At 70.3% G+C, this 22,247-nt stretch carries 19 protein-coding genes and 1 pseudogene; 12 read left to right on the plus strand and 8 right to left on the minus strand.

Features of this window, described 5'->3' with window-relative positions:
• The coding region (locus VET29_RS27370) for a DUF7507 domain-containing protein (RefSeq protein ID WP_422652966.1) at positions 1-563 on the plus strand (563 nt) is incomplete at its 5' end.
• A gap of 175 nt (positions 564-738) precedes the next feature.
• Here VET29_RS27370 and VET29_RS27375 read toward each other — a convergent pair.
• Entirely contained in the window at positions 739-1,002 is a 264-nt protein-coding gene (locus tag VET29_RS27375; protein WP_324925568.1) for a hypothetical protein, read from the minus strand.
• Between the two features lie 2 nt (positions 1,003-1,004).
• On the opposite strand from VET29_RS27375, the gene VET29_RS27380 reads away from it, so the two are divergent.
• Positions 1,005-1,541, plus strand: coding sequence for a M15 family metallopeptidase (locus tag VET29_RS27380; RefSeq protein WP_324925570.1), 537 nt, complete (start codon positions 1,005-1,007; stop codon positions 1,539-1,541).
• A gap of 58 nt (positions 1,542-1,599) precedes the next feature.
• Here VET29_RS27380 and VET29_RS27385 read toward each other — a convergent pair whose 3' ends face one another.
• A complete protein-coding gene (locus VET29_RS27385; RefSeq protein WP_324925572.1) occupies positions 1,600-3,195 on the minus strand; it encodes an alpha/beta hydrolase in 1,596 nt (531 codons plus the stop codon).
• 296 nt (positions 3,196-3,491) lie between these two features.
• On the opposite strand from VET29_RS27385, the gene VET29_RS27390 reads away from it, so the two are divergent.
• The 4 genes and pseudogenes from VET29_RS27390 to VET29_RS44150 all read left to right on the plus strand — a co-directional run bounded on the left by VET29_RS27390 (position 3,492) and on the right by VET29_RS44150 (position 7,285).
• The gene (locus tag VET29_RS27390; protein ID WP_324925574.1) at positions 3,492-4,679 is read left to right on the plus strand and encodes a sensor histidine kinase; all 1,188 of its coding nucleotides are present in this window, start codon (positions 3,492-3,494) and stop codon (positions 4,677-4,679) included.
• 66 nt (positions 4,680-4,745) lie between these two features.
• Positions 4,746-5,684 (plus strand): MBL fold metallo-hydrolase, encoded by a 939-nt coding sequence (locus VET29_RS27395; RefSeq protein WP_324925576.1) that lies wholly within the window; start codon positions 4,746-4,748, stop codon positions 5,682-5,684.
• Between the two features lie 371 nt (positions 5,685-6,055).
• Positions 6,056-6,544 (plus strand): annotated as a pseudogene (locus VET29_RS44145) (SGNH/GDSL hydrolase family protein); the annotation flags it as partial.
• Positions 6,545-6,595: 51 nt separating this feature from the next.
• Positions 6,596-7,285: a GH12 family glycosyl hydrolase domain-containing protein gene (locus tag VET29_RS44150; RefSeq protein ID WP_414636622.1), complete on the plus strand. Its 690-nt coding sequence runs from the start codon at positions 6,596-6,598 to the stop codon at positions 7,283-7,285.
• Here the strand turns inward: VET29_RS44150 and VET29_RS27405 are convergent.
• Entirely contained in the window at positions 7,282-7,971 is a 690-nt protein-coding gene (locus tag VET29_RS27405) for a rhomboid family intramembrane serine protease (protein ID WP_324925580.1), read from the minus strand. The two genes, VET29_RS44150 and VET29_RS27405, sit on opposite strands and share 4 nt — an antisense overlap.
• A 116-nt stretch (positions 7,972-8,087) precedes the next feature.
• Here VET29_RS27405 and VET29_RS27410 point away from each other — a divergent pair, with 116 nt between their 5' ends.
• The 3 genes from VET29_RS27410 (at position 8,088) to VET29_RS27420 (ending at position 12,693) form a co-directional block, all read left to right on the plus strand.
• Entirely contained in the window at positions 8,088-9,038 is a 951-nt protein-coding gene (locus tag VET29_RS27410; protein WP_324925643.1) for a sporulation protein, read from the plus strand.
• Positions 9,039-9,107: 69 nt separating this feature from the next.
• Complete coding sequence (locus VET29_RS27415; protein ID WP_324925582.1) at positions 9,108-11,177, plus strand: hypothetical protein; 2,070 nt, start codon at positions 9,108-9,110, stop codon at positions 11,175-11,177.
• A complete protein-coding gene (locus VET29_RS27420) occupies positions 11,170-12,693 on the plus strand; it encodes a hypothetical protein (RefSeq protein ID WP_324925583.1) in 1,524 nt (507 codons plus the stop codon). The genes VET29_RS27415 and VET29_RS27420 overlap by 8 nt, the downstream gene beginning before the upstream one ends.
• A 1-nt stretch (position 12,694) precedes the next feature.
• Here VET29_RS27420 and VET29_RS27425 read toward each other — a convergent pair whose 3' ends face one another.
• Both VET29_RS27425 and VET29_RS27430 read right to left on the minus strand, forming a co-directional pair.
• Complete coding sequence (locus VET29_RS27425) at positions 12,695-13,948, minus strand: hypothetical protein (protein WP_324925585.1); 1,254 nt, start codon at positions 13,946-13,948, stop codon at positions 12,695-12,697.
• A 58-nt stretch (positions 13,949-14,006) separates the two neighbouring features.
• Positions 14,007-14,708, minus strand: coding sequence for an IclR family transcriptional regulator (locus VET29_RS27430; RefSeq protein WP_324925587.1), 702 nt, complete (start codon positions 14,706-14,708; stop codon positions 14,007-14,009).
• Between the two features lie 85 nt (positions 14,709-14,793).
• Here VET29_RS27430 and leuC point away from each other — a divergent pair, with 85 nt between their 5' ends.
• From leuC to VET29_RS27445, 3 genes are all read left to right on the plus strand, one after another.
• A complete protein-coding gene (gene leuC / locus VET29_RS27435; protein ID WP_414636619.1) occupies positions 14,794-16,230 on the plus strand; it encodes a 3-isopropylmalate dehydratase large subunit in 1,437 nt (478 codons plus the stop codon).
• Positions 16,231-16,244: 14 nt separating this feature from the next.
• Positions 16,245-16,844, plus strand: coding sequence for a 3-isopropylmalate dehydratase small subunit (gene leuD / locus VET29_RS27440; RefSeq protein ID WP_324925591.1), 600 nt, complete (start codon positions 16,245-16,247; stop codon positions 16,842-16,844).
• A gap of 188 nt (positions 16,845-17,032) precedes the next feature.
• Positions 17,033-17,683 (plus strand): HU family DNA-binding protein, encoded by a 651-nt coding sequence (locus VET29_RS27445; protein WP_324925592.1) that lies wholly within the window; start codon positions 17,033-17,035, stop codon positions 17,681-17,683.
• A gap of 682 nt (positions 17,684-18,365) precedes the next feature.
• Here the strand turns inward: VET29_RS27445 and VET29_RS27450 are convergent.
• Genes VET29_RS27450 through cofC form a run of 3 tightly spaced genes read right to left on the minus strand, consistent with a single transcriptional unit; the run spans position 18,366 to position 22,048 of the window.
• Positions 18,366-19,247, minus strand: a complete 882-nt coding sequence (locus tag VET29_RS27450) for an NUDIX hydrolase (protein WP_324925593.1) — start codon at positions 19,245-19,247, stop codon at positions 18,366-18,368.
• A complete protein-coding gene (locus VET29_RS27455; protein WP_324925595.1) occupies positions 19,240-21,429 on the minus strand; it encodes an RNA degradosome polyphosphate kinase in 2,190 nt (729 codons plus the stop codon). The genes VET29_RS27450 and VET29_RS27455 overlap by 8 nt, the downstream gene beginning before the upstream one ends.
• Positions 21,430-21,436: 7 nt before the next feature.
• Positions 21,437-22,048 (minus strand): 2-phospho-L-lactate guanylyltransferase, encoded by a 612-nt coding sequence (gene cofC / locus VET29_RS27460; RefSeq protein WP_414636620.1) that lies wholly within the window; start codon positions 22,046-22,048, stop codon positions 21,437-21,439.
• Positions 22,049-22,247: the final 199 nt, after the last annotated feature.

Here is a 22,247-nt window from a genome sequence, read left to right on the forward strand (position 1 = left end):
GCGCGATCGGTCAGGCACCGTCCATCAGCGTGCTCAAGAAGGCCTCCCTGGCCGACTCGGACGGCGACGGACTGGCCGACGAGGGTGAGGTCGTCACCTACACCTTCCTGGTCACCAACACCGGCGACACGACCCTGAACAACGTCGTGGTGCTTGACCTGGTCGTCGGCCCGGTCACCTGCCCAAGGACGACGTTGCAGCCCGGCGAGCAGATGACCTGCTCGGCCGCGCCGTACACCGTCACGGAGCAGGACGTCGACTCGGGCGCGGTCATCAACGTCGCGGTCGCGACCGGTGACCTGGAGGGCGGCGGCGGTTCGATCCAGTCGGGACCGTCGAGGGTCGTCATCCCGACCGACGAAGGCGGGTTCGGTAGCGGCGGCGGTGCCTCCGAGGCCGGCGGCACGGTGGAGTTCTTCGGCAGGGGTGGCCGCGGCCCCCACGCCGGCGACCTCGCCTACACGGGCGGACCCTTCGAATCGGCCTTCGGGATCATGCTGCTCCTGATCGCCTCCGGGACCGCGCTACTCGTCCTGAACCGGCGCATGGGCCGGCAACGCTGAGGGGGTCTTCGAACAGCCGCGTGCCCTGTCTCCCGTACTCGTGCGGGAGACAGGGCACGCGGCCGTGGTCCGGAGCGCCCAGGCTCCCTACGGGTTGGCCAGGCCGCCTCACGCGTGGCGAGGCCCGAGCGTCCGCGGTGGCACCGCGGACGCTCGGGCACACGTGACTCGCCGATCAGAAGTAGGGGGTCCAGCCTGGGCCGATGGCGTCGGCGGCGGTGAACCTGTTGCCACCGCGGCCGTTCCAGATGTTGAGGGTGCTGCCGTCCTCGACGGCGGCGAGGTCGGTGATGCCGTCACCGTTGAAGTCGCCGGCGACCGGTCGGCTGAAGTTGCTCCAGCCCGGGCCGACGGCGTCGGCGTCGGCGTCGGCGAAGTTTGTTGCTGCCCCGGCCGTTCCGGATGGTGAGGGTGCCGGTGGCGGCGGAGAAGATGTCACCCGTGCCTACGCGCACGTACGCCTCAGCGTCGCGGACCGGCTGGTGGCGGCGCGGAGTCCAACTCCCACGCGGTCTGCGGTTGCTGGTCATCGAGGGCTACCGGCCGCATGCCCTGCAGGAGCGGTACTTCGCGAGCAGCATGACCCGGATCGCCCGCGCGAACCCGGACTGGCCGACCGAACGGGTACACACGGAGGCCGCCACGTACGTGTCACCGCCGTCAGTGGCACCACACGTCGCGGGCGGCGCCGTGGACCTCACCGTGTGCGCGGTCGACGGCGCGGAACTGCCGATGGGCACCGAGGTGAACGCCACCCCACCCGAGTGCGACACGGCGTGCTTCACGGCATCCGGCCTGATCGACGCCAGGTCCCGCGCCAACCGGCAGACACTGATCGACGCGATGACCGCCACCGGCTTCGTCAACTACCCGAGCGAATGGTGGCACTGGTCCTACGGAGACCGGTACTGGACGTTCGTCACCGGCCCCACCCACGCCCGCTACGGCCCGGCCACGCTGAACCCGGCCCAGCTCTGAACGAGAAATGGCCGTGGAGCCGCGCGATGCGCGCGGCTCCACGGCCATTGTCGTGGGGTCAGCCCTGCTTGACGTCCGTGCAGTAGACGTCCTTGGCCGGCAGCTCGCCGGTGGTCAGGAACTTCACCGTCGCCTCGTCGACGCAGGTGGAGCCCTGGCCGTAGACGTAGTGGCCGCCGTTGTCGGCACCCACGAAGCCCGAGCGCTTGCCGAGGACCTTGTGCAGGCCGACACCGTCGTCCCACGGGGTGGCGTTGTCCCGGCGGTTCTGCAGGATCAGGGTGTTGCGCGGGCCCTTGTCGGTCACCTTGACGGGCTGCTCGACCGGCTTCGGCCAGAACGAGCAGGCCCAGATGTTGGCGGGCATTCCCGCGGTGATCGGCCATGCCTTCCGGTCCGCGGCGACGCTCTTGGCGTAGGCGTCGACGTCATGGGACCACGTCGTGTCGCCGCACGTCAGGGCCAGGAACATCGTGGCCTGGTTGTCCGCCGGGACGCCAGGAGGCATTGGGGGACCGGAGAACACCTGCTGGAGTATCTCGCCGTCGGCCGGCGTCGGGGTGCCCGCCGCCAGGTCGGCGACGGCCTTCCAGAAGCCGACCAGCACCGGAAGGGTCTCGTTGTGCAGCAGCAGGCTGTAGGTCACGTTGCGGAGCAGGCCACCGGTCAGCTGCTGTGGTGCGCCGGGGATGGTCGCGGGTGTGCGGTCGAGGCGGTCGGCCAGTTCGACGTAGTTCTTGGTGACCTCCTCGACGGTGCTGCCCAGCCCGAGCGCACCGTTCTGTGCCGCGGCGATGGCCGCCGCGTCGGGGAAGCGTTCCGACATGCCCTTGCCCCAGCTGGCCGCCGCCTTCGCCCAGACCTTCGTCGGGTCGACGTTGCCCTCCAGGATCACCCGGTCGGCGTTCTGCGGGAACAGCGACTCGTACACCGCGCCGAGGTACGTGCCGTACGACTGGCCCCAGTACGAGATCTTCTTCTCGCCCAACGCCTCTCGGATGCCGTCGAGGTCGCGTGCCGTGTTGGCGGTGGTGTAGTACCGCAGGTTCTTGCCCGCCTTCGACGCGCACTGCTTGGCATTCGCGCGAGCGAGGTCCACGTTGCCGTCGATGGAGCCGTCCGCGGCCGGGTAGGGGAAGAGTCCGGCCACGGACGGGTCCTGAAGGCCGCAGCTCTGCGGCGTGCTGTGCTCGACCCCGCGTGGGTCGAAGCCGATCAGGTCGTAGGTCTCCAGCACCGGCGCCGGCAGCGTCGGCGCCATCGTGCCGGGGGTGTCCAGGCCCGGCAGCGCCGGTCCGCCCGGGTTCAGCAGCAGGACGCCACGGCGTTTTCCTTGCTGTGCGGTCGCGAGCTTCGAGACCGCCACGTCGATCTTCGTGCCGTTCGGGTTCCCGTAGTCGAGTGGGACCTTCACCGTGCCGCAGGTCAGCCGGGGGTCGCGGCTGGCGCCCTGCGCCACCGGCGGGCAGTCGCCCCAGGTGATGCGGGGCTTGGCCGCCGCCGCGGGGGCGGTCGCGGGTGGTGGTGCGTCGTCGTCCCACGCGTCGTCGCCGTCCGGGTCGCAGGCCGCCACCACCGCGACCGCGAGCCCCACGGCCACCAGCGCGGCGAGTCTCCGGCGCCGCGTTCCCGTCGACGCGCGCATCGTCTTCATCGCCCTGTGCCCTCCAGTTTTCCGTGCTGACTCGGCCGTTTGCGCTAACGACGGCGAAACCTATTGACAGACCGTCGGGGTGCGGGTCCCCTCGGTGTGGACAGTCTGTGTAGTCCTCACGGGGGACCCCGGCCCCCCGCCGAGTGGCCGTCGGCGGTGAGCTGGCCGGAGTCCCCCGAGAGAGCTAGCGGAAACGTCGCCTCACTGGGGATTCCATGGCCGCGTCGCGCTCATAACCTGGGCGGCACCAGGTCCAACCGGAGGTCATCAGTGGGCGCGTCACTAAGCTACGCAGGGTGTTTGCTGACACGGCACCCCTGCGCGTGGTACTCCGTCGCTGGCCCGACTACCCGGGGCCGATCAAGGACACGGCATTGGCGCTGGTCGTCACCGTGTTCGCCTTCGTGCCAACGGTGTCACACATCGGACCGGAGATCGGCGACCTCCCGGCCCGACCGGCCGGTGCGGCTGCCGGGTTGGCCCTGACCCTGGCGCTGTGCGTGCCCCTGGCGTTACGGAGCTGGCTGCCCGAGGCGTGCGTGTTGCTCATCGGCACCGCGTTCGCGATCGACCAGGTGCTCGGCTACCCGGACACCTTCAGCAAGGTCGGCTTCCTGCTGTCGCTGTACGCCGCCGGGGCACATCTGGAGCGGTTCCGCCGGGGGATCGCCGTGGTGATGACCGCGGGCTATGCCGTGCTCGCGGTCGTGCTGCACGACCTGGGGTCTCCCCAGGACTTCCTGGATTTTCTCGCGTTCTACCTGATAATGGCGGTGATCTGGTTGAGCGGTTCGGGTGTGCGCAGATGGCGTGCGCAGTCGACCGAACGCACGCGGCTGGCCGCCGAGGTGGCGGCGTCCGCCGAGCGGGCGCGTATCGCCCGCGACCTGCACGACGTGGTCACCCACCACGTGACCGCGATGGTCGTCCAGGCCGACGCGGCACAGTACCTGCTCGACAGCGCGCCGGCCCGCGCCGGCGAGGGACTCTCCGCGATCAGCGAGACCGGACGCCGCGCGCTGGCCGAACTGCGGGCACTGCTCGGCGTGCTCGGGACGACCGGCGCCGCGACGACCGCGGACCGGACGCCGACCATCGGCCGGGTGGGCGACCTGGTCGAGCAGGCCCGGATGTCCGGCCAGCCCGTCGAGTGGACCGAGCAGGGCGTCGGGCGGGCGCGGTCGGTCGAGGTCGAGCTGGCCGCGTACCGCGTGGTGCAGGAGACCCTCACCAACGCGATGAAGTACGCGACCGGCCGGCCCACCACGGTCCAGGTCCGCCACGGCGAGGAACACCTCGAGATCGAGGTGACCACCGCGGGCGGCGCCGCCGCGAGTCCGTCCTCCATGTCACTGTCGGGTGGCCGCGGGCTGACCGGGTTGCGGGAACGGGTGCGGATGCTCGAAGGGGAGATGGAGGCCGCGAGCCGGCCCGACGGCGGCTTCCGCGTCTGGGCCCTGATCCCGTCCGGGAGCGACGCGTAACCTCGGCGGACACCGCACTAGACTGCGCGGCACGAACGTGACCGCCGAGGTGGGGGTTGGGTTGCCGTGGTTGACTTCCTGACCGGCGCGCCCGTCGCCGGTGATCTGGACGTGCGGTGGAACCACGGGTCGCGGTCGGTGCGGCGCAACAGTGATCCGCCGATTCAGGTGCACGCCTACGACGACCACACCTTCGTGCTCCGCCAGAACAAGGCCGTGCACTACGAGGCACCGTTCCTCTTTCTGTTCTGCGGCAACGACCGGGCGTTTCTCCTCGACACGGGTGCGACCGAGGATCCGGCGCGGTTTCCCCTGCGCGCCACCGTCGACGCCCTGCTCGACGGCTGGCTGGCCGAGCATCCCCGGGTCGCGTACGAGCTGGTCGTCGCCCACACGCACGGACACGGCGACCACATCGCAGGCGACGGGCAGTTCGACGGCCGCCCGCACACCACCGTGGTGCCGGCCGCCCTGGCCTCGGTCCAGGCGTACTTCGGGATCACCGACTGGCCGACCGGCGTCGCGCGGCTCGATCTCGGTGGCAGGGTGCTGGAGGTCACCGGCTGTCCGGGCCACCACGAGGCGTCCATCGCGATCTACGACCCGTGGACCGGCTTTCTCCTCACCGGCGACACCGTCCTACCCGGACGGCTGTACGTGCAGGACCTCGCCATGCTCCGCGAAAGCCTGCACAGGCTGGTCGCGTTCGCCCATGCCCGGCCGGTCACCCACGTCATGGGCTGTCATATCGAGATGAGCCGCCGCCGCGGTCGTGACTATCCCATCGGCGCCACCTACCAGCCGGAAGAACCCCCGTTGCAGATGACCGTGGCGCAGCTCGTGAACATCCGAGACGCCACCGAGCGGATCACCCGGCCGGGCGTGCACGTGTTCGACGACTTCATCGTCTTCCACGCCCCGAGCCGGCGAGAGGTGCTCCGCTATCGCTTGCGGGCCTTCTGGAGCAGGCTGCGAACCCGTATGGCGGACTACGGACTCGCCTGACATCAGGTGCGGGCGGCCGCCATCGGTATGGGCCGGAGCGGCTGGTCGGCGAAGCCGTCCCCAGACGATGTTCGCGTTAACAGTTCAGTTCATGGATCCCGTGGTCGAGCCTTACGAGAACGTTCACAACTTTCGCCTCTTCTTTCGTTGACGGCCGCCGAGCCGCATGGCTACATTGAGTTCAGCCTGGGCTACCTACGGTCGCGACCCACATGTCAACGACGACGATGGGGACTTCGATGCGAACGACACTGGCCACGCGCGGGCACCTCCCACGGTGGCTCCATCTCCTGCTGGCCGCGGTACTCGCCGCCGGCGGTCTGCTCACCGCGGGCTCGGCACAGGCCGAGTCCAACGGCGGCGTGCGGGTGATGCCGCTCGGCGACTCGATCACCGAGGGCACGCAGGTGCCCGGCGGTTACCGGATCGGGCTCTGGCAGCGGTTCACCGGCGGCCGATACCGGGTGGACCTCGTCGGGTCGCAGTTCAACGGGCCGAACAACCTGGGCGACCACGACCACGAGGGCCACCCCGGCTGGCGGATCGACCAGATCGACGCCAACATCACCAACTGGGTGCGCAACACCAGCCCCCGCACCGTCCTCCTGCACATCGGCACGAACGACGTCCTGCAGAACTTCAGCCTGGCCACCGCGCCGAACCGGCTGTCCACTCTGGTCGACCACATCACGGCCGCGGCGCCGGCCGCGGACGTGTTCGTCGCGACGATCATCCCGTTGAGCAACGCGAGCCAGGAGGCAGGCGTCCGCAGGTTCAACACGGCCGTGCCGGGCATCGTGCGAGCCAAGGCGAACGCCGGCAGGCACGTGCACCTCGTGGACATGCATGCCGCGCTCACCGCCGCCGACCTGATCGACGGCATCCACCCCACCGCCAACGGGTACGACAAGATGGCCGCCACGTGGTTCAACGCGGTGCGTTCGGTGCCTGGCACGATCGGCGACTCCGGCGGTGAGTTCTCGACCGAGGCCGTCTGGTCCTCCACGGACAAGTGGGGGACGTGGTCCAACGGCGGGTACACCGTTCGCAACGACGTGTGGGGCAGCGGTGCCGGCCCGCAGACCATCTGGGCGAACTCGTTCAGCAACTGGGGCGTGTGGGCGAACCACCCGAACACCGGCGGCGTGAAGGCCTACCCGCACTCGGCGCGGAACATCGGCCGGAACCTGAGCGGGTTGCGCAGTCTCTCCAGCAGCTTCGACGTGACCAGGCCGGGCGGCGGCGCGTACGCGACCGCGTACGACATCTGGGCGAACAACAACGCGTACGAAGTGATGCTGTGGATGAACAAGCAGGGCGCCGTCGGCCCGCTCGGCTCGAAGCAGACCACGGCGTCGGTCGGCGGTCACACGTGGGACGTCTACCGCGGCAGCAACGGGGCGAACGCCGTGTTCTCGTTCGTGCGCACCGGAAACACGAACTCCGGGTCGGTGGACATCCTGGCCGTCATGAACTGGATCAGGAGCCGCGGGTGGTTCGGCGACGTGACCCTCGGCGAGGTCCAGTTCGGTTTCGAGATCACCTCGTCGAGCGGCGGGATGGACTTCGTGAGCAACGGCTACTCCGTCTCGTTCTCCTAGACCGCATACCCCGCAACGCCCTCTCGGGACGCTCGACGTCCCGAGAGGGCGCCCCCGAGGCAGAAGATCCCGGCCACCATTCCCGACAGCAGCGAAACGCCGTGCAGATCGGCGTGTGCCGCCAACGCCACGGCACCTCCCACCGCGGCGAGCAGCGCGAACCGCGGCGACGGTAGAGCGAACACCGCGACGGCCGCGACGATCCCCGCCACGCCCGCGGCGGGGATTCCGCCGAAACCCCAGCCGGTCAGCGCCGCGACGTAACAGACCACCACCGCCGCGGGCCACCGGTTCGCCGCCGGGCCGGCCAGTAGCCGCACGACCATTCCCCCCGCGAGACCGCAGATCGCGATCGAGTCGCCGCCGCCGGGCAACCCCCAGGCGTACGCGGCCACCTGACCGCCGATCGTCCCCGCCGCGAACAGGACCGCCCAGCGCGCACCGCCGACCGACCGCTCCGCGACCGCACCCACCAGCGCCAGCGTGACCAGGTTCGTGACCACCTGGTACCAGCCAAGGGTTTGCACCAGCAGCGGGGTGACCAGCCGCCACCACTCGCCGGACGTCACGAGCGTGAAGTCGCCGCGCTGCAGTGTCGGCGCCGCGGCCGGGACCGTGTACTGGACCACGGCCGCGACCACGGCCACGCCGGCCGCGGTCGCGCTGATGATCGGCAGGCGTCGCATGTCTCTCAAGATGGCCGACGCCCGGCGGGGTTGCGTCGGCGCCTGATTTGTCCGAGTCGTGGGATTCGTGCCAGGATTCGTCCCGTCCGTGATCTTGTTGTCTGGAAGGGATGTCCGTGTTCAAGAGAATGCTGTCCGCCTTCGGCGTCGGTGGGCCGTCCGTCGACACCGTGCTCGACTCGACCGCCGTCTGCCCCGGTGAGGTGCTGCGTGGACGGGTGAGCATCCAGGGCGGTGCCAACGACGTCGTCATCGACGCCGTGGTGCTGTCGCTCGTCACGCGGGTCGAGGTCGAGCACGGCGGCGGCGAGCACGGCGGCGTCGGCGAGTTCCACCGGCTCGTGGTCCAGCGGGCCGTGCGCGTGACCGCCAACCAGCGCCTCGACATTCCTTTCCAGCTCGCCATACCGTGGGAGACCCCGGTCACCATGGTGGGCGACGTGCACCTGCCCGGCGTCACCGTCGGCGTGCGCACCGAGCTGGAGATCAAGGGCGCGCCGGACAAGGGCGACCTGGACCCCGTCGCTGTCCGGCCGCTGCCGTCGCAGAACCAGGTGCTCGAGGCGTTCGGCGAGCTGGGCGCCACGTTCCGCACCGCCGACGTCGAGGCCGGCCGGATCGTCGGCGTGCCGCAGGAAATCGGCTTCTACCAGGAAATCGAGTTCTTTCCGCCGCCACAGTTCGCCGGGCGGCTCAACCAGGTCGAGCTGACCTTCGTCGCCAACCCTCGCGACCTGTGGGTCGTGCTGGAGGCCGACAAGCGTGGCGGGCTGTTCCGTCCCGGCGGGGACACGTTCGGCCGTTTCCAGCTGCCCCACGCCGAAGCGGAGGAGGCCGACTGGACCTCGTTGATCGGGGAATGGCTGACTCGGGCGGCCGAGCGGGTACCGCACGGCAATCCCGCGTTCGGGGGACATCACGGAAATCGCCAGCACCACGGAAATCGTGGTCCCGGCATGGGCGCGATCGTCGGCGGCGCGGCCGCCGGCCTGGTCGGCGGCATGATCATCGGTGACATGATGGACGGCGAACTGTTCGACGGCGGCGGCGAGGATTCCGAGGAATAGCCGAAGCCGAGTGTGTTTCCCCGACACACTCGGTTATGTTGGTGGACAAACGGGGGTTGGGAGCGCGTGGTGGCCGACAATTCTGGCGCCGGGGAGGCCGATCGGCTGCAGCGTTTCCTCAACGCGCTGCGCAGAACGCCCATCCCGACCGCGCCGCCACCACACGACGGTTACCAGGAGGCCCTCGGGCTCAACCTCCTCGCGCTCGGGTTGCGGCTGGAGCACGTCGACCGCATGAGCGAGGCGCTCACGCTCGCCGACTCCACCCACATGGCGCGCACGGTCAGCGTCGACATCAACATGAACGTGCTCACCGCCGAGCAGAAGTGGGCGCTGCGCACGGATCCCGGGGCCGACGAGCCGGCGGCGGTCTGGCTGCCGGTCACCCGTCAGTCGCGCAGCGACCAGGCCTCCTTCGTGGTGCGGGACGGCGCCGGCAACGTCGTCCCGCGCACCACGCAGGTCGAGAACGGCCGCGCGCTGACCCACGGGCTGTGCCGTGCCTTCCGCATGTTCCTCACCTCGGACCCGCGCACCGAGGACCCCAGGGAGCTCCTGCACGGCATCCGCCACAGCTTCAACCGGTCCCGCTGGCTCGTCGAGGCCACCATCGCCGCCATGGTGACCCGTGGGCGGCCCAGCTTCGGCGCGCTGCCGCCACCGCCGGCGGACAGCGGCCGCGCGACCGACTCCGACATCATCCGCGACAAGGCCGCCGCGGCCGTCACGCAGCTGTTCGAGCCGGACAGTCCCTTCCTGCGCCTGCTCGACATCGCCTCGACCGAGTACCTGCTCGTGGTGGCCATGCCGACGAGCAAGGCGCAGGTGTTCGTCCAGTACGAGGCCCCGGTCATCCCGTCCCGCTCGAAGCACCTGCGGCCCCGCAACGCGCTCGTGCGCTGGATGAGCATCCGCCACGAGTTCACCGTGCGGTACGCGACGCTCATCCCGCGTGCCGTGAACTCCTACCACGTGACCGCCGAGGTGCCGTCGGAGATCCAGGTCCGCCGGTTCTTCCTCACCACGGACGTGGACTCGCCGGCACTCCAGTCACTCGTCGCGGACATGCGTGCGGTCGCGGACAACTACGACACGCTCCGCCTGGTCGCACCGAAACTGCTGGAACTGGAGCTGCAGGGCATCGCCAGCAGGCTCGCCGAGTTCGGCCGGCGGCGCCAGCGTGACCTCGAGACGTTCCGGGAGTACGTCGAGGAACGGTACGCGACGTTCTCCAGCCGGCCGGTGCGTTTCCCGCCCCGGCCCGACACCACGGTCCCCACCGCCGACACCGGTCTCGTGCTCGACGAGCCCATGGTCGCGCGGCTGGAGCGGTTCGCGAACCTGTACGAGGCGGACTACTTCCGCAAGCTCGCGGAGGGCCTGCTGCCCGGGGACACCCTCCTCCGCCTGGCGAAGGAGCTCGAGGACACCCAGGTGGACCAGGACATCCACGTGGACAACGACCCCCGCGAGAACGCCGGCCACGCGCAGTGGCAGCGGCGGCCGTTCGGCGCCGACCCCGGCTCGGTGGAGCCGGTCACCTCGACCGTCTACATGGCACTGGTCGACGACCCGCCCTCGCTGGCGTCCAACGTGGCGAAGCTGCTGCTCGCCGTGCTCCTGCTGGTCGTGTGCTTCGGTGTGGTGATGGAACCGGACTACTTCAGCGGGATCCCCGTGCTGGGCCCGCTCGGCAACTGGTTCCAGCCGAACATCTCCGGCGGCGGCCCGATCTCCTCCGCCGACGCCGTGGTCACCATGCTGCTGCTCGTGCCCGGCCTTCTGCTGTCCCGGCTGGAGATCCCGTCGAACAAGACGGTGCTCGGCCAGCTCCGGCTGTTCCCGCGCTATGTCGCGTACGCGTCGGTGATCATCGCGGGCGCGCTCGCGCTGCTGGTCGCGTCCGGCCGGGCCGGCGCGCTGGACCGGCCGTTCCTGGCCGGGATGATCGCGCTGCTCGGCCTGTTCCTGCTCGTCGGGCTGGACGGCGCCGGCAAGGCGATGAAGCGGCGGCGCCGCGTGCCGGTCAACAAGGTCACCCCGGTCTGGCTCGTCCAGGAGATCAGGAAACGCCCACCGCGGCGCTGGAAACGCTGCCGCGCCGAGTTCTCCACGATCGGCATCGAGGACGATGGTTAGCCCGGGACTGCGTCATCCCGCGCTGGCGGCGGTCGCCGCCCGTGCGGCCACCGCCGGCAGCCCGTCGGTGCTGTTCGACATCACCCACGACGGACCGGAGACCGGCCTGCCCACCGTCGAGGTGAGGCCGCCGACCGCGCGGGACCGGACCGCGACCGACACGCTGGCGTTCCACGTCGCCGGCGTGGGCTTCCAGGTGCACACGTGGACGCCAGCGACGCCGAGCAAGCAGCAGGACGGGGTCACGACCAGCCGGATCGCCGTGCGCCGCCAGGAGACCAACGGGCACGCACGCGGGTTGTTCGCCGGCAGCGTGGTCATCAACCCGGACTTCCTGTACGACACCGACCACAGCGTCGAGATCCTCGTCACCCTCGACCACGAGCCGTGGCGGCCCACCTACGCCGACTCGCTGATGATCACCCTGGCCTACCAGGGGATGACCGCGGCCGCCGCGGCCGGCCACGGCGCGCCGGTGCTGTTCCTGCAGTCCCCGGTCGCGCCGTTCCGCGATCCCGGGCGGCAGTTCCGGGTGGACGGTTCCGGCGAGGCGCCGAGGGTGGCCAACGGGATGGCGCTGCGCATGCTCGTCGGCCTGGAGCAGGACAACCACGGCAAGCGGATCTCGCTGATGTGCGCGCTCGCCAAGCTGGCCACGGTGAGCGGGTTCGGCCTGCAGGTCGCCGACCGGCGGTTCGGGCGGGTGCGTGGCGAGTGGTGGTCGGTGCTGCCGCCGGACCGGGACCGTTACGAGGCGAGGAAGGCGGAGCTGTTCGGCTGGGCGCCGGACGTGCGGCCCTCCGCGGTGCAGCTGCTGACGTTCGTCGGCCCGGCACGGCCGGGCTCGTCCGCGGCGATCGCGTCGGACCTGCTGTCGCGCAACGTCGGGCTGCTCGCGGTGTCCGAGTCGTCGATGCAGGAGATCGCGTTCATCAACATGGTGGTGCCGCTGGCGCCGGCGAGGATCGGGCGGGCCCGGCTGTCGAGCGCCACGCTGCCGATCGCCGACGGGCTCGGCGAGACGGCCAGCGAGTGCGGTCTGACCAGAAGGCAGGCCGTGCGGAGCAAGAGCCGCATCACCGACTCCGCGGCGACGGACTACCGGCTGCTGCGCACCGGCCCGATGCGCCCGCCCATCAAGGAGACGCTGGCGACGGTCGACCACCCGCTGTGGCTGTCGTGGGGCGTGCCGTCGGAGGCGTTGCGGCGCACGGACGTGGCGGAGCTGGTGGTCGCCCAGCTGCGGGAGGCGACGGACCGCGTGGCCATCGCGCGGATCGACTACTACCGGGCCCGCGTGCTGCCGGACGGGCACGTCATCGGGCGCGCGAAGATCGCGGTGTCCCTTGTGGACGGGGTGCCGGAGGCGGACATCCCGGGGCTGCTCAGCGAGCTGTGCCCGTGGGCCCAGCGGGAGGCGATAGCCCGCCTGCTGGGGGACGACCTGCCGCTGACCGCGATCCGGCTGCGGCTGGCGTGGCGGGAACGGTGGCTGGGGCACACGGGGACGGTCTGACTCACAGCTGGTGGGGCCGGGCGTTGTCCCACAGCTTCTCCGCCTCGTCACGCAGGAGCGTGTAGTCCGAGTCGTCGTCACCGGGTCGCAGCACCAGCTTCGGGTTGCCGGCGCCCCGGTAGGTGAAGTACTCGGCGAAGAGCGCGGTGTCGGTGACGTACACGCCCATGGTGAGGGGGTACGGGGTCAGGCGCACCACCAGGTCGCCGTCGGTGGCGGCCTTCAGCTCCGACAGGAGGCGCAGCGTTTGCGTCACCCTGTCGCGAACACTCTCCGCGGTGCGGGGAATGTGGTACCTGCCGGCGGCGATGTCGACCGCGGTGCTCTCCGGGTCGATGAGGAGGAAGCGGAACCGGTGGCCGGCCTGGAGCCTGCGCTCCAGCCAGCGGTACCTCGAGTTCACCATCGAGTTCCGCGCGATCCCGGTGACGAGGAGGTCCTTCGCGGACTCGATGGTCGCGTCGAGCTCGGGGCCGAACTCGTTCCTGAACACCGGCCGGCCGGCCCGTGCCACCGCTGCCTCCGCCGACAGCGGCCACTCCGTGCCGGCTTCCCAAAGCCGCTCCGCCTCATCGACGAAGTGCCGGAACCACACGCCGTCCGACGGCTCCAGCGTGAAGATCGGAGCCGCCTCACGGCCGGGGTGGAACTCGTGATGCCGCACACAGACGAGCCCACGAAGATCCGCGGTGTCGATGCAGTTGAACCCGGCCGACGGGATGCTCGACGACACGCGGACCTCCAGCCGCCCGCCCGTGCGGTCCCGCAGGGAGACCAGATCGTCGAGCGTCGACGTGATGCGCCTCCGCATGTGTTCCGGCCCCAGTGTGTGCTCGATGCGGCTGTCCGCGGTCTCGATCAGCGCGTCGTTGGTCGGATCGAGGAGGAGCACCCGAACTCGCCCGCCTGCCTCCAGCATCGCGATCATGTCGGCCCGCATGCCGTGGACGGTCCGCGACATCGAGTCGCCGACCAGGAGCAGGTCGCGTGCCTGCGCCCGGCGCGACACCAGCTCGGCCGGAAGGTCCGACAGGAACAGGGTGGCCGCGCCACCACGGGACTCGTCGCGGATCTGCTCCAGCAGCCTCCTCGAGCGGATCTGGGAGAAGGCCAGCAAGGCCAGGAGGGCCACGACGACGGCGGAGGTCGTCTTCACGTCCGAGATGCCTGTGATGCCGAGCACCGTGAACACCAGCGCGACGGTGCCGAGCAGGTAGAGGTCCAGGTTGTCGTCGTTGACCAATCGAGTCAACACGCGCCTGACCGGCCCGTCCCCCATGACGTGCGCTCCTTGATCTGTGTCTAATTGGGACTCAGAGGCGGGTCTGTAGAGCGTCCGCGGCCGCGAGCAGGTCCGCGGCCCAGCGGGCGCCCGGACGCCTGCCCATGCGGTCGATGGGCCCTGACACGGAAACCGCCGCCACGACCTGACCCGCCGCGTCCCGGACGGGCGCGGAAACACTTGCTACACCTGGTTCCCGCTCGGCCACGCTCTGCGCCCAACCGCGCCGCCGGACCTCGAGCAGCGCCCGCTCGCCGAACACCGCGTCGGCGAGCAGTGCACGCTGAGTGGCCGGATCGGTCCACGCCGCAAGGACCTTCGCGCCGGAGCCCGCGGTCATGGGCAGCCTCGCGCCGACGGGGACGGTGTCGCGCAGGCCACTCGGCGGCTCGGCCGTGGAGATGCAGACGCGGTGCACGCCGTCGCGCCGGTAGAGCTGCACGCTCTCCCCGGTGCGGTCGCGGAGCCTTGGCAGCACCGAGCTCGCCGCGTCGAGCAGCGGATCGACCGCGCCGCCGGCCAGCTCGGCCAGTGCGGCGCCCGGCCGCCACCGTCCGTCGCTTCCCCTGCGCAGCAAGCGATGCACCTCCAGGCCCACGGCGAGCCGGTGCGCGGTCGCCCGGGGGAGCCCGGTCCGAGTGCACAGCTCGGCCAGCCCACAGGGCTCCTTGGCCACCGCCTGAAGCACGGCCATTGCCTTGTCCAGTACGCCGATGCCGCTATGCTGTCCCACGTCTCGATATTATGTTCCCGCTATATGGGATGTCCAGTATTTCAGATCGTGGGAACCCGAACTGCTGTCGATGGGTGAGAAGGCAATGGGAAAGACACTTGCCGAGAAGGTATGGGACCAACACGTCGTCCGGCGAGGCACTGGCGCTGAGCCGGATCTCCTCTACATCGACCTCCACCTCATCCACGAGGTGACGAGCCCGCAGGCGTTCGACGGCCTGCGGCTGTCGGGGCGTCCGGTCCGTCGTCCCGACCTCACCATCGCGACGGAGGACCACAACGTCCCCACGGTCGACATCGACCTGCCGATCGCCGACCCCGTGTCCCGCACACAGGTGGAGACGCTCCGCAAGAACTGCGCGGAGTTCGGCGTCCGCCTGCACCCGATGGGCGACGCGGAACAGGGCATCGTGCACGTGGTCGGGCCACAGCTCGGCCTCACCCAGCCCGGCACGACCGTGGTGTGCGGCGACAGCCACACGTCCACGCACGGCGCGTTCGGCGCGCTCGCGTTCGGCATCGGCACCTCCGAGGTCGAGCACGTCCTGGCGACCCAGACACTGCCGTTGCGTCCCTTCAAGACGATGGCGATCAACGTCGACGGGGAGCTCGCCCCCGGCGTGACGGCGAAGGACGTCATCCTCGCGGTCATCGCGAAGATCGGCACCGGTGGCGGGCAGGGGTACGTGCTCGAGTACCGCGGGGCGGCCATCGAGAAGCTCTCGATGGAGGCACGGATGACCGTGTGCAACATGTCCATCGAGGCGGGCGCCCGCGCCGGGATGATCGCGCCGGACGAGACCACGTTCGCCTACCTGAAGGGCCGCCCGCACGCGCCGTCGGGTGAGTCGTGGGACAAGGCGGTCGACGCGTGGCTGGCTCTCCGTACCGATGAAGACGCGGAGTTCGACACCGAGGTTCACCTCGACGCCGCCGCGCTGACCCCGTACGTGACGTGGGGCACGAACCCCGGCCAGGGTTTGCCGCTGTCCGAACGGGTTCCCGACCCCGAGGCGATCGGCGACGAGAACGAGCGGACCGCGGCCGAGAAGGCACTCGCCTACATGGACCTGGAACCGGGCATGCCGCTGCGTGAGATCCACGTGGACACGGTGTTCCTCGGCTCGTGCACCAACGGCCGGATCGAGGACCTGCGGGCCGCGGCGGCCGTGCTGAAGGGCCGCAAGGTGGCCGACGGGGTGCGGATGCTCGTGGTGCCCGGCTCGATGCGGGTCCGCGCGGCGGCCGAGTCCGAGGGGCTGCACCAGGTCTTCCTCGACGCCGGCGCGGAGTGGCGGCAGGCGGGCTGCTCCATGTGCCTCGGCATGAACCCGGACCAGCTCAAGCCGGGGGAGCGCAGCGCGTCCACATCGAACCGCAACTTCGAGGGCAGGCAGGGCAAGGGCGGCCGGACGCACCTGGTCTCGCCGCTCGTCGCCGCCGCGACGGCCGTCCGCGGCACCCTGTCCTCTCCAGAAGACCTGCTCGCGGGGTCGAGCACCGACGCGGGCGACCTCGCCTGAAAGGGGCATAAGCGATGGAACCGTTCACCACACACACCGGGGTCGGGGTGCCGCTGCGCCGGTCCAACGTGGACACCGACCAGATCATCCCGGCCGTGTACCTCAAGCGGGTGAGCCGGACCGGTTTCGAGGACGGACTGTTCGCGGCCTGGCGGGCCGACGACCAGTTCGTGCTGAACACGGCACCCTTCCGTGCGGGCAGCGTGCTCGTGGCGGGGCCGGACTTCGGCACCGGGTCGTCCCGGGAGCACGCCGTGTGGGCCTTGTCCGACTACGGGTTCCGGGTGGTCATCTCGGCCCGGTTCGCGGACATCTTCCGTGGCAACGCGGGCAAGCAGGGGCTGCTCGCGGCCCAGTGCGAGCAGTCGGACGTGGAGCTGCTGTGGAAGCTCCTGGAAGCCGAGCCGGGCACCGAGGTGACCGTCGACCTGCAGGACAAGACGGTGCGTGCCAAGGACTTCTCCGCGCCGTTCCAGATCGACGACTACACCCGCTGGCGGCTGCTCGAAGGGCTCGACGACATCGCTCTCACGCTGCGGCACGAGGCCGAGATCGGGTCTTTCGAGGAGTCAAGGGAACCCTGGAAGCCAACTACTACTACACTCTCGTCCTGAGGCCGTCGACTGAGTCCGATGTTCGCTCCGCAAGCTCCGCGAATAGGGCTTCCACGCAACGAAATCAGACCCCCCTTGAGGGGAATTTGGGCGAGTCGCGTGGAAAAAGTGCCGAGTTAGGCATACGGTGGCCCCAGAAGTCGGCCGGTTTGGCCGAGAACGAAGTATGGTCAACGGAGGACTGAAGGGTGAACAAGGCCCAACTCATCGAGGCGCTCTCTGACAAGCTCGGCGACAAGAAGGCCGCAGGCGCTGCGGTCGACGGTCTCGTCGATGTGATCGTCCGCACGGTCAACAAGGGCGAGAAGGTGAACATCACCGGGTTCGGGGTGTTCGAGAAGCGTGCTCGTGCCGCTCGTACCGCGCGCAACCCGCGCACGGGTGAGACGGTGAAGGTCAAGAAGACCAACGTGCCAGCCTTCCGCGCCGGCACGACCTTCAAGGACGTGGTGAGCGGCGCGAAGAAGCTGCCGAAGGTGGTCGCGCCGAAGAAGACCGCGACGGCGACGGCCTCGCGCAGCACGGCCGCGACCACGCGGACCGCCGCTGCTCGCCCGGCGTCCCGCGCCGCGGCGGCAACCACCACGCGTACGCGTGCCGCCGCCGCCAAGCCGGCCACCACGCGCGCCGCCGCCACCAAGACGACGGCTGCCAAGGCCCCGGCCAAGGCCACCACCGCCAGGAAGCCGGCCACCACGGCCGCCAAGGCGACCACGGCCCGCAAGACCACGGCCAAGGCCACCACCGCCGCCAAGGCGACGCCCGCGAAGAAGGCGACGCCCGCCGCGAAGCGCGCCACGCCCGCCGCGAAGCGTGCGACGGCCGCCAAGAAGAAGTAGCTCGACCGAGTCAGGCCCGAAGGCCGCTACCCACCCGGGTGGCGGCCTTCGGCCATGTTGCCACCGGACACACAGGACTTCTAAGCCCGCGAGTTGGTCACCGCGCATGGTGCGCAAACGGTTGGGCGGGCGACTGTCTTGGCTGGTCCGGCCCGGATCTGGTCCCTACGCTGGGATCTTGCCGCTGTGCCTTGCGCGGGCACCGGCCGATCCAGTGGGTCCCGGAAGACCTCGCGACGGCGCATAGTCGCTCCCGAGCCCGCCGGTGTTACCGGTAACCGCGGGGGGAATTCGATCTCTCGGGTCCGGAGATCGCTTTCGGGCCGGCCCGCGCCCTTTCCGGACCTCCCCGGCATGCCTTTCGGGACACGGCTCGAAAGGCCGGGCGGATTCGGTCGCCGGCAGGGGCGAGGGTCGCGACTTCCCGTCGAACCGGCCGGTGACCGTTTCGGGGGCCTGGACGGCGGTTCGGCTCGCACGCCGACCTCGGGCGTGAACCGCCACCGCACCCGTTTCCGGCCCTGAGTCGCTCGCTGAGCGTCTTTGGCCGCGACGAGACACTGCCCGAGAGCCCGCGGCGATCACAGCCGTTCCGTGGCTCTCAGCGCCATCCCTTACGCGATAGCGATCTTGGCGCCGCCCACATCGGACACACGTGCGAATCCACTGGGGGACAACCGGTTCACGGGACCTCCAGATAGTCCGCCGCCAACAGCCGCGAACCGTCGAAGAACAGGGCCCACACGCTGCCCTTCTTCGCCCTGAGGCGTCTGTCGACGGACAACCCGGACGCGGCCGCCAGCCGGGTCACCAGGTCCGGGATCACCCCGCCCTGGCTGCCTATCACGGGCACCCCGCCGTCGGCGACGATCTCCAGAACGCGGCGCGCGGCGGCCTCCGCCATCCCCTCGTACGCCTTCTCCGACAGCAACTCCTCCTCGCGGACCTTCACCCCGAGGTCGTCCGCCACCGGCTCGACCGTCCGCACGCACCGCACCAGCGGCGCCGCGTACACCCGGTCCGCCCCGTAAACCGTGCCCAGCAGGCGGATCGGCTCGACCTGCTTCTCCCCGTTGCGGGACAGCGGCCTCAGCTCGTCCGCCTCCGGCCACTCCGACCGGCTGCCGGCCTTCGCGTGCCGGACCAGCAACAGGCTCGTCAGATCGGCCGGCAGGGCCGTGAACGCACGGAGCACCGTCCGGTCGCGGTCGTAGGAAAGCAGCTCGAAGGCGCCGGCGAGCGGCAGCCACCGCAGCTCGTCCACCTCGTCCGACGGCTCGAACGAACCGGACAGGTACCGGGCGGCGAAGTACTCCACCACCTTGCGGTCCGGCCCGACCCGGTACCGCGTCCCGCCCAGCAGACGGCCGAGCGCCACCCGCGCTCCCGTCTCCTCGCGGACCTCCCGCCACGCGGCGACCCGCGTGGACTCCCGGGGTTCCAGCTTTCCCTTCGGCAGGGTCCAGTCCCGGTAGCGCGGGCGGTGCACCAGCGCCACCTCGACGGCTTCGCCGGCCGGCCGCCACACCACGGCGCCGCCCGCGAGGATCTCCCGGCTAGCCACCGGCACGGTGCGCGAGCAGCATCTGTGCCTGGTGGTCCCGCACCGGCCCGTCGCCCGTCGGCGAGGCCGCCCAGTTGCCGGTCTGCTCCAGCACCCAGCACCGCGTCTGGGGATCCAGCGCGGAGCCGAACATCGCGTCCAGCTGTGCCGTCAGCCCCGGGTCGGTGATCCGGACCTGGACCTCCACCCGCCGGTCGAGGTTGCGGTGCATCATGTCCGCGCTGCCGATCCAGTGCTCGTCCGAACCGACGAAGTGGAACACCCGCGAGTGCTCCAGGAACCGCCCGATGATCGACCGCACGCGGATGTTCTCCGACAGTCCCTTGGTGCCGGGCTTCAGCGCGCAGATCCCACGCACGACGATGTCGACGCCGACCCCGGCCTGCGAGGCCCGGTAGAGCGCGTCGATCACCTGCTCGTCCACGAGGCTGTTGAGCTTCATGCGGATCCCGGCCGGCCGGCCGGCGCGCAGGTGCTCGACCTCCCGCTCGATCAGCTCCACGATGCCGCGGCGGATCCCGTACGGGGCCACCAGCAGCGAGCGGTACGTGTCCTGGCGCGCGTAGCCGGTCAGCACGTTGAAGAGGTCCGTCAGGTCCGCGCCGATCGACGGCTCCGCGGTCAGCAGGCCCACGTCCTCGTACAGCCGCGCGGTCTTCGGGTTGTAGTTGCCGGTGCCGATGTGGCAGTAGCGCCGGATGACCGAACCCTCCTGGCGCACCACGAGCGCGGTCTTGCAGTGGGTCTTCAGCCCCACCATGCCGTACACCACGTGCACGCCCGACTTCTCCAGCTTCCGCGCCCACTTGATGTTCGCCTGCTCGTCGAAGCGCGCCTTGATCTCCACCAGCGCCACGACCTGCTTGCCGGCCTCGGCCGCGTCGATCAGCGCCTCGACGATGGGGGAGTCGCCGGAGGTCCGGTACAGCGTCTGCTTGATCGCGAGCACCTTCGGGTCCGCGGCCGCCTGCTCGATGAACCGCTGCACGCTCGTGGAGAACGAGTCGTACGGGTGGTGCACCAGGACGTCACCCTCGCGCAGCGTCGAGAAGACGCTCTTGGGCGTCTCCCGCTCGCCGAACGCAGGATGCGTCGCCGGCACGAACGGCGCGTCCTTCAGGTCGGCACGGTCCACACCGTGCACCTGCCACAGGCACGACAGGTCCAGCAGGCCCGGCACCACGACCACGTCGTGAGGATCGACCTCCAGCTCGCGCAGGAGGCGCTCCATCATGTGGTCGGTCATGTCGTCGGAGACCTCGAGCCGCACGGGTGGGCCGAACCGGCGCTGCGCCAGCTCCCTTTCCAGGGCCTGCAGCAGGTCCTCGTCCTGGTCCTCCTCGACCTCGAGGTCGGCGTTGCGGGTGACGCGGAACGCGTGCACCTCGGTCACCTGCATGCCCGCGAAGAGGTCGTCCAGGTGCGCCGCGATCAGTGACTCCAGCGGCAGGAACAACGCCCGCCGGCTGTCGCGGTCGCGGTCGAGCGGCACCAGCCGCGGCACGTTGTCCGGCACCTTGACCCTGGCGAACTTCTCCCCGCCGCCGCCGGGGTCGCGCACGGTCACCGCGAGGTTCAGGGACAGGCCCGAGATGTAGGGGAACGGGTGCGCCTGGTCGACCGCGAGCGGGGTGAGCACCGGGAAGATCCAGTCCTGGAAGTACTTGGAGAGCCGCTCCCGCTGCTCGTCGTCGAGGTCGGTCCAGCGCACCAGGCAGATCTCCTGGTCGACGAGTGCGGGGCGCAGCCGCCGCTCCCAGGTGGCCGAGTGCAGCTCGACCAGCTCCTGGGTTCGCTTGTTGATGTACTGCAACTGCTCGCGCGGGGTCAGCCCGTCGGCGCTGCGGACCGAGAGGCCGGTCTCGGCACGGCGCTTCAGCCCGGCGACCCGGACCATGTAGAACTCGTCGAGGTTGGACGCGAAGATCGCGAGGAACTTGGCGCGCTCCAGCAGCGGCTGGGACTCGTCCTCGGCGAGTGCGAGCACCCGCGCGTTGAAGTCCAACCAGGACAGCTCGCGGTTGAAGAACCGGTCGTCGGGCAGGTCGGTCACCGTCTCCGCCGGCGTGACCGCGGGCGGAGCGGACGGCACCGCACGCGGTTCCGGCGCGTGCTCGGACAGCTCTTGGTCGGCGCTGGTCTCTGGGCTCGTCTCGGTGCTCACAGCCTCATTGTCCAGCATTTATCGGCTAGCGGGCGAACTGACGAGTGAACTTTCCGATGCCGAGCTCAGCGGCCACGGCTAGATCGTCCTCGGTGTCCACATCGCATCGCAGCGACGGCAGTGAGGCGCCGACCCGGACCGCCCCGGTGGCCGTGTGGGCGTCCGCCGATCCCGGGCCGAAACGGGGGTTCAGCGGCTCGCCAGGAGCGGCCAGCAGCAGCGTGGTGCCGCTGCCCGGCCGGTCCGCGCAGTAGGCCCGCCGCCCGCCGGCCGCCGCGACGGCCGCCGCCAGGTCGGCCGACCGCAGCGCGGGAAGGTCGGCCTGCAGGGCGCCGACCGTGCTCGTCGGGGTGCGCAGGTACTCCGCGCCGAACGTCAGTGCCGCGTTCAGACCGGGCAGGCCACGCTCGTCGAGGCACTCGACGCCGGTGCCCGCCAGCGCGTCCGGCACCCGCTTGTCCTCGCAGACCACCAGCACACGCCGCACGCCCGGTGCCAGCGCCGCCGCCGTCACGGTGTCCAGCAGCAGCGCGAGCACGAGGTCCGCGTGCCGCTCGTCGGGCACCGCGCCACGAAGGCGCGACTTCGCCCGGTCCAGGTTCTTGATCGGGACCACCAGGTCCACACCACGCTCCACGGACTCCATCGTGCAGGACTTCGAAGCGGCCTGTCGTGGGCGGGGCATACTCACGGCAACGTGACCGAGTGGAGCTTGCGTAGCGAGCATCGTGATGGGTGGAGCTTGCGGAGCGAGCATCGTGATCGGTGGAGCTTGCGGAGTGAGTGATCGCCGTTGAGGAGGACGGGTGCCGAGGCGAATTGAGAAGAGCGGGTTC

The organism is Actinophytocola sp. (assembly GCF_035634895.1).
Classification (GTDB): Bacteria; Actinomycetota; Actinomycetes; order Mycobacteriales; family Pseudonocardiaceae; genus Actinophytocola.